Here is a 12,625-nt window from a genome sequence, read left to right on the forward strand (position 1 = left end):
GCCGGTCAATCGATGGAGTGGCGCCGATCCCAGGCGCAAGCGGGGTGGTACCGCGGCCGATGAACCCATCGGATCGTCCCCGTGCCGGCTAACACGCCAGAGCACGAGGAGACGGTAGTGAGTTCACAAGAATCGGCAACGCAGGACCAGACAACCGGACGGGTCTATCCGCTGGTTGATCTCACCGGCGGCACACGCAGCGGCGCGCCCTCTTTCCCCCAGGTCGAGGAGCGGGTGCTCGACTACTGGAAGTCCGACGACACCTTCCGGGCCTCGATCGAGAACCGGGCGGATGCGCCGGAGTTCGTCTTCTACGATGGCCCGCCCTTCGCCAACGGTCTGCCCCACTACGGTCATCTGCTGACCGGCTACGTCAAAGACCTCGTCCCGCGTTTCCAGACGATGCGAGGCAAGAAGGTCGACCGCCGGTTCGGCTGGGACACCCACGGTCTGCCCGCCGAGCTCGAAGCGGAGCGGCAGCTCGGCATCACCGACAAGGCCCAGATCGAGACCATGGGTGTGGCGAAGTTCAACGAGTACTGCCACTCCTCGGTGTTGCGGTACACCGACGAATGGCGTGAGTACGTCACCCGCCAGGCGCGCTGGGTCGACTTCGACAACGACTACAAGACCCTCGACATCGACTTCATGGAGTCGGTCATGTGGGCATTCAAGACACTTCACGACAAGGGCCTGGTCTACCAGGGCTATCGCGTGCTGCCGTACTCCTGGTACGAGCAGACGCCCCTGTCGAATCAGGAGAGCAAGCTCGACGACGCCTACCGGATGCGTCAGGATCCGGCGCTCACCGTGCGGATGACCTTGAACACCAAGGACTTCGGGCCGACGGAACTCGACGGTGTGAACGCTCTGATCTGGACCACGACACCGTGGACACTGCCCTCGAACCTGGCGATCGCCGTTCATCCCGACACCGAATACAGCCACGTCCGGGGCGAGGACGGACAGGAGTACCTGCTCGCCACCGCGCTGCTCGGCGGTTACGCGCGCGAGTTGGGCGCCGAGCCGGAGGTCCTGGGCACATACACCGGTTCGCAGCTCGAGAACATCCGCTATCAGCCGCCCTTCGACTTCTTCGTCGGCCACGAGGGTGCCCATCGAATCCTGCTGGGCGACTATGTCACCACCGAGAGTGGAACCGGAATCGTCCACCTGGCACCGGCTTTCGGTGAAGAGGACATGGAATTGGCCACGGCCAACGGGATCGAGGTCGTGCAGCCTCTGGACCCGGGCGGCCGCTTCACCTCGATGGTGCCGCCCTACGAGGGGCAGATGGTCTTCGATGCCAACCCGGTGATCATCAAAGACCTCAAGGCCGCAGGCAAGATCGTGCGCCACGAGACGATCGAACACTCGTACCCGCACTCGTGGCGGTCCGGAAAACCGTTGATCTACATGGCCGTTCCGTCCTGGTTTGTCGCCGTGACCACATTCCGTGACCGGATGGTGGAGCTGAACAAGCAGATCGAATGGTCGCCGGAACACATCCGGGACGGCCAGTTCGGCAAATGGCTCGAAGGTGCACGGGATTGGAACATCAGCCGAAACCGCTACTGGGGTGCGCCGATCCCGGTATGGATCTCCGATGACCCGGAGTACCCGCGCACCGATGTCTACGGCAGCCTCGACGAACTCGAACGTGACTTCGGTGTCCGCCCGGACAATCTGCACCGGCCGTTCATCGATGACCTGACCCGGCCCAACCCCGATGACCCGACCGGCAAGTCGACGATGCGCCGCGTGCCCGAGGTCCTGGACTGCTGGTTCGAATCCGGATCGATGCCGTTCGCGCAGGTGCACTACCCGTTCGAGAACACCGACTGGTTCGAGGGCACCGACACCGAACCGGGCCACAGCCCAGGCGATTTCATCGTCGAGTACAACGGTCAGACCCGCGGCTGGTTCTACAACCTGCACGTGCTCTCGACCGCACTGTTCGATCGTCCGGCATTCCGGACGGTTGCCGCGCACGGCATCGTGCTGGGTGACGACGGCCAGAAGATGTCGAAGTCCAAGCGGAACTACCCCGACGTCAACGAGGTGTTCGACCGTGATGGCAGCGATGCCATGCGGTGGTTCCTGATGGCCTCGCCGATCCTGCGGGGCGGCAACCTGGTCGTCACCGAGCGGGGGATCCGGGAAGGTGTCCGGCAGGCGTTGCTGCCGCTGTGGAATGCGTACAGCTTCTTGCAGCTGTATGCCGAGCGGCCCGCACAGTGGAGCACCGCCTCCACCAATGTGCTCGATCGGTACATCCTGGCGAAGGCTGCGGCGACCCGTGATGCGATGACTGAGCAGATGGAGACCTACGACGTCGCCGGTGCATGTGACGAGTTCCGAAACTTCTGTGAGGCCCTGACCAATTGGTATGTGCGCCGGTCGCGTTCGCGGTTCTGGGCCGGCCAGGATGAGGCTCCGGAGGCGTTCGACACCCTCTACACCGCACTGGAGGTGGCCTGCCGTCTGGCCGCGCCGTTGCTGCCGCTGACCACCGAGGCGATCTGGCGTGGGCTGACCGGCGAGCGGTCGGTGCACCTGACGGATTGGCCCGCTGACGACGAACTGCCTGCCGATCCGGAATTGGTCGCCGCGATGGACGACGTGCAGTCGGTCTGTTCGGTGGCGTCGAGCCTGCGCAAGGCCAACAAGCTGCGGGTGCGGCTTCCGTTGCCTGCGTTGACGATCGCCTCGCCCGATGCGCAGCGGCTGGCGCCGTACACCGATCTCATCGCCGATGAGATGAACGTGAAGTCGGTGAATCTGACCGAAGATGCGGACCAGTACGGGAAAGTGGAATTGTCCGTCAACGCCCGGGTGGCCGGGCCTCGACTGGGCAAGGATGTCCAGCGGGTCATCAAGGCCGTCAAGTCCGGGAATGTGAACATCACCGAGCGTGACGGCGCCGAGGTGGTCAGCGCCGACGGCATCGAACTGCTCGAAGGGGAGTTCAGCCGCAAACTTGTTGCGGTGAAACCGGAATCGACTGCCGAGCTGCCGTCCGGCAACGGACTCGTGGTCCTCGACACCACGGTCACCGAAGATCTCGAGGCCGAGGGCTGGGCCAAGGACCGGATCCGCGAACTACAGGAAACCCGACGCAGTGCCGGGCTGGATGTGTCGGACCGGATCAAGGTGGTCCTGGCGGTACCTGCCGAGCATCTGGAGTGGGCGCGGCGGCACGCCGACCTGATCGCCGGCGAGATCCTGGCCGTGGACCTGAGCGTGGTCGACGGACGCGACGAGCCCGCATCGGGGCCGTGGGTCGAACTCGGTGACGGCGTACAGGCGACGGTCACCAAGGCGGGCTAGGGAAGCGCGGGCCGGCTCGCAGCCAGTCCGATCCGATCGAGGAGCCCATCGATCTGCAGGGTGAACAGCGTCTGCATATCGGTGGGTGACTCGACGCCGAATTGCCCGAACACCTCCAGACTGGTCAGGCCGACAGTGGTGGCCCACAACGCAACTGCGCTGTGCAGGTGATCGTCGTCGAGTTCGAGGTCGAACTCCTCTCGGATGCCGTCGAAGACGGCGTCCACACCTGCCTGGTGCAACGACACCTGAGGGGTCATCCGACCTGATGCGGCGGCATCGGCGATGGCGCGCATCAGCAGTGCGGCAACACGTGTCCCCGGTTCGGTGGTCTTCTCCGCCGGTGCCTGATATCCGGGGACGGGACTGCCGTAGAGCAGTGCGTAGCGCGCGGGTTCGGCGACCGCCCAGTCATGGAACGCCAGGGCGCTGCGGCGGATCTGCTCTCTCGGATCGTCGGCCGGTGCGGTGTCGTGAGCGGTACCGACCGCGTCGGCGAGTTCGGTGTACGCGTCGACCACCAGCATGGTCAGGAGGTCGTCGCGGCTCGCGACGTAGCGGTACACCGCCGAGGACACCAGGTCGAGATCCCGGGCGATCGCCCGTAGCGACAGGGCCGCCGCGCCGTACGTCGCCAGATGCTCCCGGCCGACCTCGAGGATGCGCTGCGTCGTCTGCATCCGGGCCTGCGCACGCGGGGTCGGCTTTTTGTTCATGGTGTCATCCTGCCACAAACAAGAGCAGTGCTCTTGCAATTGGGTCGACGGTGGTGCACACTCGAGAACAAGCGAGAGCAGTGCTCTCTCAATCGAGTGAAGGAGCAGGTCATGACCGAAATCACGCACTACAACCGGCCCGGCAGGGGTGTGCATTTCTTCAACGGCATCGTCGCGTGGTTGGCGGACCGGGGAATCACACTCGCCGGGGCACGCACCTTGGAGGTGCGTGGCCGCGTCTCGGGCAATCTGCAACGTATCCCGGTCAACCCGCTGCGCATCGGGGGCCGCACCTATCTGATCGGTGCGCGGGGCGAGACGCAGTGGGCGCGCAATGTCCGTGCAGCCGGAACGTGCACGCTGCGCGGTGGCCGGACCGCCACCACGTATTCGGTCTCGGAAGTCGAGGTCGCCGACAAGCCGGCGCTGCTGCGCCCGTACCTGAAGCGCTGGGGGTGGGAGGTCGCCTCGTTGATGCCGGTCAAGATCGGCGCGGACTCCTCGCAGGAGGAACTGCTGGCCGCCGGAGGGATCATTCCGGTCTTTGAGTTGCGCGCCACTTCCTGACGCCCCGGGTCCATTCCGGTGTCGCCGCCGGGGCATACGATTGCCGATGTGCGACAACAGGGCGGGGGCAGCAGTTCCCGGTGGGTGATGCACATCGACATGGATGCATTTTTCGCCTCGGTCGAACAGCTCACCCGGCCGACGTTGCGCGGGCGACCGGTGATGGTCGGCGGTCTGGGCGGACGGGGAGTCGTTGCCGGTGCGAGCTACGAGGCTCGCGTATTCGGTGCGCGTTCGGCGATGCCGATGCATCAGGCGCGCAGGCTGGTCGGCGCCGGCGCGGTGGTGCTGCCGCCGCGGGGATCGGTGTACGGCGCGGTGAGCAGGCGGGTGTTCGGCTTGATGCGCGGGATGATCCCGGTGATCGAAACCCTCTCGTTTGACGAGGCATTCGCCGAGCCCGCCGAACTGGCCGGGGCCGATGCCGATGCCGCGGAAGAGTTCGCGCAGCGGTTGCGCAAGCGGATCGCCGACGAGGTGGGGCTGGCCGCATCGGTCGGTTTCGGCACCGGCAAACAGATCGCCAAGATCGCCTCCGGCATGGCCAAACCCGACGGTGTGGTGGTCGTCCGGCCCGACGAGCAGCGGGAGTTCCTGTCTCGGCTGTCGGTACGCAAACTGTGGGGGATCGGACCGGTCGCCGGAGAACGGCTGCAACGCTTGGGTATCGACACGATCGGAGACCTGGCGGCCATGTCGCCGATGGAGGTCTCGTCGGTACTGGGCGCCACGGTCGGTCCCGGGTTGCACCTGCTCGCACAGGGTATCGACGACCGGCCCGTCGCCGAACGGGCCTCGGCCAAACAGATCAGCGCCGAATCGACGTTCGCCGAGGACATCACGGATCTGGCAAAGCTACGCGGGGCAGTGGAACGGTCTGCGGCGTCCGCGCATCGCCGACTTCTCGCCGACGGGCGCGGATCCCGGACGGTGGTGGTCAAACTCAAGAAGTCCGACATGTCGGTACTCACCCGGTCGAGCACGCTGCCCGCGGCCACCACGGAGTTTCCGGTCCTCGCCGCCGCCGCCCAGCGTCTGGTGCTCGACCCGCAGGAGATCGGGCCGATCCGCCTGGTCGGCGTCGGATACTCCGGTCTGACGGCGGTGCAACAGTTTTCGATGTTCCCGGAGCTGGATGAATTCTCCGGGCCCGAGGCCGGCGAGGGTGATGCGTCGTCGGCGGAGCAGTCCTATCCCGGCGGCCGCACTCCGGACGCCGACCGGCTGCGCTGGACCACCGGCGACGACGTCCACCACCCGGAGCACGGATACGGCTGGGTCCAGGGCAGCGGCCATGGCCGGGTGACGATCCGGTTCGAAACCCGCGCCCGCGGACCGGGATTCGCCCGCACGTTCTCCCTCGACGATCCCGATCTGCAGAAAGCGGATCCGCTGCTCAGCCTCGACTGGCCGGAGGAGTACCTCCGCGAAGTCCCCGAGGAGGAGTAACCCGACCGGCCGCCGAGCGGGCCGAAAACACCGTCGAGCGGGCCGAAATCACCGTCGAGCGGGCCGAAATCACCGCCGACTGTGCCAAAACTGTTGAGGTAGTGGCCTGGTGCGTGCAACTTCGGCACGGTCAACGGTGATTTCGGCACGGTCGGCGGAGGGGTGGCGGCTCCGGTCGGCTCGGGTCTCAGTCGGGGGCGAAGAAGGCGGAGATTTCTTGTCGGCCACCGCCGCCGGCAAGGATCGCCTGCACCGCGACCCTTGTCTGCGAGGCGCGAAGCCACGGCGAGATCACCGCGCCGCATCTGATCAGATCGATTGCGCCACCGCCACCTCCGTAGAGTGGCACCACCTCACCGAGCGGGGCCCGCGAGCACACGACCACCGGTATGCCGCGGTCGATCACCCGGCCGGCCGCGGCCACGACATCGGGATGGGTATTGCCGGAACCGCTGGCCGACAGGACGATCGCGTCGGCACCGGCGTCGGCGGCCCACTCGAGGATCTGGGGATCGACGCCCGGATAGAGGGTCAGGATGTCCACCCGGACCCCGGCTATCGGAGCGGGTGGCAGCAGTCGTCGGGGCAGACCCGGATGAACCTGCCGGAACGGCATCGGGCTGCGGGTGTCGAACTTGGTTGCGCCACGTGCGGCGACCACCTCGCCGCCCATGGCGATCAGGACCCCGCGCCCGCGTAGGCCGGGGTCGAGGGCCAGTGCAACGGCCGCCTCGATGTTGGCCGGACCGTCGGCGTCGGGGGAGTCCGCGGGCAACTGCGCGCCGGTCACCACAACGGGTCTGGGGTCGCGATGCATCAGGTCGATGAGCATCGCGGTCTCTTCCATGGTGTCGGTGCCGTGCGTGACCACCACCCCGCGGACGTCGGGATCGCCGAGTTCGGATGCCACCGCCTGCCGGATCGCGTCCTGGTCTGCCGGGAGCAGTGCCCCGGAATCGACCTGCAGGATGTCGCGCACCCGCAGTTCGGTGGCGTCCGCGTCCGAGCGTGCGTCCGCGATGAGTTCGGCACCACCGACATCCGGACGCGCGCCGTCGGCGAAACGGCGACTGGCAATGGTCCCGCCGGTGGTGAGAATTGACACGACAGCCTGCGGGTACGCCATGATTGTCAGCTTCGACTCTGGCGGCCTCACGGGTCAAATCCGGATGCATTTGGCATAGTGGGTCGGGACCGATGCCGACTTGGCCCAAACGACCCGATTCACCTGTCACTTCCGGTGACCGGTTGTGAAATGAGAAGGACGGATTTTGAAGCTTCGTAAGTTCGTGACCGCCGGAGTCGCAGTATGCGCCTTCCTGTCCATTGCTGCCTGCTCCGACGACGACGGCGGCGGCGGATCGACCACCACCACGACCACGACGGTTGCCAGTTCTGAGTCGCCAGGCGGAGGCGGCCTGACCGATTCCAGCAAGCCGCCGACCGCAGCCGAGCTCAACACCATGCTCGAGACCGCGCTGAACCCGAACGTTCCGGCCACCGATAAGACCAAGCTGGTGCAGAACTCCGACAAGGACCCGGGCCTCTTCGACAAGCTGGTCGAAGCCGCTGAGGCGAACCCGGACCTGGAATACCAGATCGTGGCCCCCGTCCGTCCCGCAGGTAAGGACCAGGCGAAGGCCAACGTCAAGGTCAAGCTGCCCGATACCCCGGAGCAGCAGCTCGAGGCCTTGATCGTCTTCGACAACGGCACCTGGAAGCTGTCCTCGACCACGGTCTGCCTGCTCCTGTCGGCTGCCAACGAGACCAGCCCGATGTGCCCGGCCACCAGCTAGGACATCGTCCCACCTGAGTAATCGGTACCGATAACAGATCTGAACCGACACCGGCGCCGATCGCGAGTTCTTCGCGATCGGCGCCGGTGTTTCTGTCAGCTGGGGTCGTGCCGTGTTCGGTCCTACCGGCCCCAGGTCGAGTTGAAACCGAGGAGCTGACGGAACTGGGTTCCATCACCACCGACCAGTGTGCGGCCACCGGAGATGTTCATCTGACCGGAGACGGGCACACCCCGGGTCAGATCGAGGACAACGGTTCCGCCGCCGGTCATCGAATAGCTCTCGATGTTGAGGGTGCCTCCCTCGGGAAGCCGGAACACCGCGTTGTTCGGAGTCTCGTCGATGGTGAACTCGATCGTCAGCCGGTCGCCTTCACGGGCGGTCAGGGTCGCATTGATCGTCTGACGCACGCTGGCTCCGGCGTTCACGGTGCGGACGGCCTCCCACCGTGCCCCTATCCCGATGGGCTCGGTCGGCAGGGTGACGGAACGCTGGAAGGTGGACACGAGAGCTTCCTCCACCGCCTGACGCGCGTTGTCGTCGGCGTCCTCGTTCGGCAGGATCCGCAGTGAGATGGGCGCCATACCTGTGCCGATGCTCATGCCGGCGCGCGAACCGTCCTGGGCTTTGAGCGCTTGGTTCAGGGCGGTGTCCGGGGATCCGGCGGCACCGATCTGCAGGTCTATGTCGGTCGCATCGGTGCAGTTGACGCGGGCGGTCATCGGCAGGTCGACCGTGGTCGCCGACGACGCGGCACCCTCGCCGTCCGGGGACGCGAACGTCGACGTGGTCACCAGCTTGGCGGGCTGTGCGCTCGCCCGGTCGAACGCGCTCAGAGCCGCCGCGAGGGGCTGCTCACCTGCGGTTTCCAGGGTGACCTCCGCCGGCGGGACGGGAAGGAGCGCCGCGTCCGTGGCCCCGGCGGTGGTATCGGTGGCACAGCCCGTCGGTGCCGGAGGCTCGGTGTTCTTGTCGTCGGATCCACATCCCGCCAGGCCGATGGTCAGGACCAGGGCGGCGGCAAGGGATCCGACCGGCCGGGACAGACGAGGGGCACGGCGAAGGGGCAGAAATCGGACTCGGGTCGTGGACCGGAGCGGAGCAGGAGAGGACACGGCCGCCAGCGTATCGAGTCGCTCATGGATGATGGACAGGTGACAAGCGAGCCCACCCCCCGGTCAGCCGGCGATCCGACCGCTGACGTAGCCCCGCAACAGCAGGCCCGGCCCAAGGTCTGGGTGACGCTGGTGATCGTCGCGGTCGTGATCCTGATCGCCGACCTCGTGACCAAGATCATCGCGGTCGCGGTGATCGAACCCGGCGATCCGATCGAGATCATCGGTGAGACGGTCACCTTCAAACTGGTGCGCAACAGTGGTGCGGCCTTCTCGATGGCCACCGGATACACCTGGGTTCTGACGATCGTCGCGCTCGCCGTGGTGGTCGGGATCGTGCGGTACAGCAGCCGGCTCGGCTCTCTCTGGTGGGCTGTCGGCCTCGGGTTGGTCCTCGGTGGAGCCCTCGGCAACCTGATCGACCGCATGTTCCGGTCACCGGGCGTACTCCGCGGACACGTCGTGGACTTCGTGTCGGTCGGATGGTGGCCGGTGTTCAACGTCGCCGATTCGGCGGTGGTCTGTGGCGCCGTCCTCCTGGTGGGCCTGACCCTCTTCGGATTCGAGTTCGACGGAACCCGCGCCGGCGACCACCGCGACGACGACCCCCGTGACGACTCAGACAACTCGACAACAACAAAGGCAGTGAACGACAAAGTGAGCACCGAAGATCCGACAGAGAACGGCCGAGACGCATGACCAGGGAATCGCGGTCCATGCCGATCCCGGACGGCCTCGACGGGATGCGCGCAGATGCCGGCGTCGCCCGGATGCTCGGGCTGTCGCGGACAGTGGCGGCGACACTTGCCGACGACGGTGACATCAGTGTCGAGGGTTCGCCGGTGGGCAAGTCCCACAAGCTGGTCGGCGGCGAATGGCTCGAAGTGGTGTTGCCGGCACCGGCGCGGGTCCTGACGATCGAGGCGCAGCCGGTCGAGGGCATGGAGATCATCTACTCGGACGACGACATCGTGGTGGTCGACAAGCCGGTCGGGGTCGCGGCGCATGCGTCCGTCGGATGGACCGGACCGACGGTCATCGGTGGTCTGGCGGCCGCGGGATTCCGTATCTCGACTTCGGGAGCGCATGAACGTCAGGGCATCGTGCACCGTCTGGATGTGGGTACCTCGGGCGTGATGGTGGTCGCGACCTCCGAACGCGCGTACACCTCGCTCAAGCGGGCCTTCAAGCAGCGGACCGTCGACAAGCGCTATCACGCTGTGGTCCAGGGACATCCGGATCCGCGCAGTGGGACGATCGACGCCCCGATCGGCCGAAGTCGCGGCAACGACTGGAAGTTCACCGTCTCGGCGTCGGGCAAACACAGCATCACCCACTACGACACCGTCGAGATGTTCCGGTCGGCAAGCCTTCTCGATGTGCACCTGGAGACCGGCCGCACACACCAGATCCGCGTGCACTTCTCGGCCCTGCACCATCCCTGCTGCGGTGACCTGACGTACGGCGCCGATCCGGTACTCGCCGCCCGGCTCGGTCTGGAGCGGCAATGGTTGCACGCCCGGGCGTTGTCGTTCGCTCATCCGGCTGACGGTCGACTGGTGGAGTTCACGAGTCCGTATCCGGCGGATCTGCAGCATGCGCTGGACATACTCCGGGCCGGTTAGTCGTGGGTTCGGCCGTCCGTACCGCACTCGGCCTGGTGGCCGTGGTCGTGGTCCTGGTGGCCGGTCTCTATGTGGTCGGGGTGGCCAATCCGGTCCCGAAGCCGGTGGTGACCGATGACGTCCTGGGCCCCGACAACGGAGAAGAGGTCGCCGGTTATCTGACGCGGGCGCAGGAGTCGTTGTCCGGACCGGACACCGACCGGTGGGCGCTGATCTCGTTGTCCCAGGCCGATGCCCTCGACGAGGGCTGGGCGCTGGCCACGTCGTATCCGTCGATGTTGCTGTCGCAGAACATCTTCAACGTGCAGATCGACCGGGTTCAGACGCCGACGGTGCGGGCCGCGACCGGCAACACCGAGGATTCTTTCCACTGGTCGGAACAGATCGCGGCCGAGCAGGTGATCGTCCGCTCCACCGGCACCGACCGTGCCGAACAGGCCGGTGAGGTGGCCGCGGCGCGGCTGCGGGCCGGGTGCACGTGCCTGATCGGACTGGTGGTCCGTGGCCGGCTCGGGGTCCTGCAGCAGGTCGCCGGAGCTCCCGGCGTCCGGGCGGTCGAGGCGCTGCCCGAGGACGCGGGTGCGGGCATGTTCACGGTGATCCCGTTGCTGCCGTCGATGGTCGATGTCGTCGAACCGGTACCCGACGATGGACCCATTCCACCGGGCTAGCGGCGTTATATGGTGTGCCCTGGACGACGTGTGAGTTGTGGGGAGGGGACACCATGTTGCAGCCGGGGTCCTGGATCGCCGGTTACCGGGTGGAGCGTGCCCTCGGCAGCGGTGGCATGGGCGCGGTATATCTGGCCAAACATCCCGAACTGCCCCGGAGCGACGCCATCAAGGTGCTCGGCGAGCAGGTCGGGCAGGACGAGCAATTCCGTAAGAGGTTCTTGCGGGAGGCCGAGGTCGCGGCCGGGCTCGACCACCCCAATATCGTCACGATCTACAACCGGGGCCGCAGCGACGGCATGCTCTGGATTTCGATGCAGTACGTCGCGGGTACCGACTGCGCCCAGGAACTGTATCGGGCGCAGGAGAAAGCCGGTGCGCAGGTGGGTTTACCGCCGCAGCGGGTCGTCCGGATCGCCGGTGAGATCGCCCGCGGCCTCGACTACGCCCATCGCCGGGGACTGCTGCACCGTGACATCAAACCGGCCAACATCCTGCTCTCGGAGTATGAATCGAGTGGATTCGGCGACGGGATCGACCGCGGTTACGCCACCGACGCCGATGAGCAGCGGGTGTTGCTGACGGACTTCGGCGTGGCGAAGGCGGCCGACGAGAAAGAGTCGCTGACCGTGGTCGGGACGGTCCTGGCGACCTTGTCCTATGCCTCACCCGAGCAGCTCAAGGGCCTGCCGGTCGATGCCCGGACAGATCAGTATTCTTTGGCGGCCACCACATTTCACCTGATCGCCGGCCGGGTTCCGTTTCAGGGCGAGGGCACCGCGGATGTCATCGCCGGACATCTGAGCAAACCGGTGCCGCGGTTGTCGGAGCTGGTCCCCGGGGTGCCGCCGGCGGTTGATTCGGTCATCGCCAAGGCCATGGCCAAGGAGGCCGACGACAGGTTCGCCAACTGCAGACAGTTCACCGATGCGCTGCAATCGGCACTGCGACAGGGCGGCGTGTCCACCTACTCGCCGCCGGTCTCGGCCGGGCCATCGACACCGCAACCGCAGCAGCCGGCGGGGCAGGGTTTCGTCCCGCAGCGGTATCCGCAGGCGACGCCGCCCGCGCACCAGGTGCCGGTGCAGTACCCACACCGGGCACCGACGTCGCCGGCGGCAGGCGATTCCGATTCCAACGCGGTGATGATCGCCCTGCTGATCGGGTTGGTCGTGGTGGCCATGGCGATCGTCGTGGCGATCTTCCTGGTCGTATGACGGGTCACAGTGGGTTGTGTGACGGGGTCACAGTGGGCCACAACAGGCACATCCGTCACTTCCTGAAGAGGTGTCCGCCGCGCCTGTCCGGGCTCGTCGGTACCCCCGCCTAGACTGAAGGCCTTGCGCCCGCGACCCG

Annotated in this window: 11 protein-coding genes; 8 read left to right on the plus strand and 3 right to left on the minus strand. The window is 66.5% G+C overall.

The genetic code is table 11. The annotated features are described in order from the left end of the window. Positions 1-117 precede the first annotated feature (117 nt). The gene (gene ileS, locus AC51GT_RS02780; protein ID WP_496327773.1) at positions 118-3,330 is read left to right on the plus strand and encodes an isoleucine--tRNA ligase; all 3,213 of its coding nucleotides are present in this window, start codon (positions 118-120) and stop codon (positions 3,328-3,330) included. Here ileS and AC51GT_RS02785 read toward each other — a convergent pair. Next, positions 3,327-4,046: a TetR/AcrR family transcriptional regulator gene (locus tag AC51GT_RS02785; RefSeq protein ID WP_496327774.1), complete on the minus strand. Its 720-nt coding sequence runs from the start codon at positions 4,044-4,046 to the stop codon at positions 3,327-3,329. The genes ileS and AC51GT_RS02785 overlap by 4 nt on opposite strands. Positions 4,047-4,157: 111 nt before the next feature. Here AC51GT_RS02785 and AC51GT_RS02790 point away from each other — a divergent pair, with 111 nt between their 5' ends. Together AC51GT_RS02790 and AC51GT_RS02795 are read left to right on the plus strand one after the other, a co-directional pair. Next, positions 4,158-4,613: a nitroreductase/quinone reductase family protein gene (locus AC51GT_RS02790; RefSeq protein ID WP_496327775.1), complete on the plus strand. Its 456-nt coding sequence runs from the start codon at positions 4,158-4,160 to the stop codon at positions 4,611-4,613. Positions 4,614-4,700: 87 nt separating this feature from the next. Further along, positions 4,701-6,062 (plus strand): DNA polymerase IV, encoded by a 1,362-nt coding sequence (locus AC51GT_RS02795; RefSeq protein WP_496328002.1) that lies wholly within the window; start codon positions 4,701-4,703, stop codon positions 6,060-6,062. Between the two features lie 187 nt (positions 6,063-6,249). On the opposite strand, the gene AC51GT_RS02800 is transcribed toward AC51GT_RS02795, so the two are convergent. Next, entirely contained in the window at positions 6,250-7,188 is a 939-nt protein-coding gene (locus tag AC51GT_RS02800; RefSeq protein WP_496327776.1) for an asparaginase, read from the minus strand. A gap of 145 nt (positions 7,189-7,333) precedes the next feature. On the opposite strand from AC51GT_RS02800, the gene AC51GT_RS02805 reads away from it, so the two are divergent. Continuing rightward, positions 7,334-7,858 (plus strand): WKL family lipoprotein, encoded by a 525-nt coding sequence (locus AC51GT_RS02805; RefSeq protein WP_496323852.1) that lies wholly within the window; start codon positions 7,334-7,336, stop codon positions 7,856-7,858. A gap of 122 nt (positions 7,859-7,980) precedes the next feature. Here AC51GT_RS02805 and AC51GT_RS02810 read toward each other — a convergent pair whose 3' ends face one another. Beyond that, complete coding sequence (locus AC51GT_RS02810; RefSeq protein ID WP_496327777.1) at positions 7,981-8,973, minus strand: hypothetical protein; 993 nt, start codon at positions 8,971-8,973, stop codon at positions 7,981-7,983. A gap of 24 nt (positions 8,974-8,997) precedes the next feature. Here AC51GT_RS02810 and lspA point away from each other — a divergent pair, with 24 nt between their 5' ends. From lspA to AC51GT_RS02830, 4 genes are read left to right on the plus strand one after another with little or no spacing between them, the layout of a single operon-like run. Continuing rightward, the gene (gene lspA, locus AC51GT_RS02815; RefSeq protein ID WP_496327778.1) at positions 8,998-9,672 is read left to right on the plus strand and encodes a signal peptidase II; all 675 of its coding nucleotides are present in this window, start codon (positions 8,998-9,000) and stop codon (positions 9,670-9,672) included. A gap of 17 nt (positions 9,673-9,689) precedes the next feature. Then, the gene (locus AC51GT_RS02820; RefSeq protein ID WP_496323855.1) at positions 9,690-10,598 is read left to right on the plus strand and encodes an RluA family pseudouridine synthase; all 909 of its coding nucleotides are present in this window, start codon (positions 9,690-9,692) and stop codon (positions 10,596-10,598) included. 2 nt (positions 10,599-10,600) lie between these two features. Further along, positions 10,601-11,269 (plus strand): hypothetical protein, encoded by a 669-nt coding sequence (locus tag AC51GT_RS02825; protein WP_496327779.1) that lies wholly within the window; start codon positions 10,601-10,603, stop codon positions 11,267-11,269. Positions 11,270-11,322: 53 nt separating this feature from the next. Continuing rightward, the gene (locus AC51GT_RS02830; protein ID WP_496323857.1) at positions 11,323-12,486 is read left to right on the plus strand and encodes a serine/threonine-protein kinase; all 1,164 of its coding nucleotides are present in this window, start codon (positions 11,323-11,325) and stop codon (positions 12,484-12,486) included. Positions 12,487-12,625 lie beyond the last annotated feature (139 nt).

The organism is Williamsia sp. z34 (assembly GCF_059553395.1).

Coding starts and splice junctions, on each gene's coding strand:
- AC51GT_RS02820 (WP_496323855.1), top strand. CDS start 9,690: ATGCCGATCCCGGACGGCCTCGACGGGATGCGCGCAGATGCCGGCGTC.
- AC51GT_RS02790 (WP_496327775.1), top strand. CDS start 4,158: ATGACCGAAATCACGCACTACAACCGGCCCGGCAGGGGTGTGCATTTC.
- AC51GT_RS02800 (WP_496327776.1), bottom strand. CDS start 7,188: ATGGCGTACCCGCAGGCTGTCGTGTCAATTCTCACCACCGGCGGGACC.
- lspA (WP_496327778.1), top strand. CDS start 8,998: ATGGATGATGGACAGGTGACAAGCGAGCCCACCCCCCGGTCAGCCGGC.
- AC51GT_RS02785 (WP_496327774.1), bottom strand. CDS start 4,046: ATGAACAAAAAGCCGACCCCGCGTGCGCAGGCCCGGATGCAGACGACG.
- AC51GT_RS02795 (WP_496328002.1), top strand. CDS start 4,701: ATGCACATCGACATGGATGCATTTTTCGCCTCGGTCGAACAGCTCACC.
- AC51GT_RS02830 (WP_496323857.1), top strand. CDS start 11,323: ATGTTGCAGCCGGGGTCCTGGATCGCCGGTTACCGGGTGGAGCGTGCC.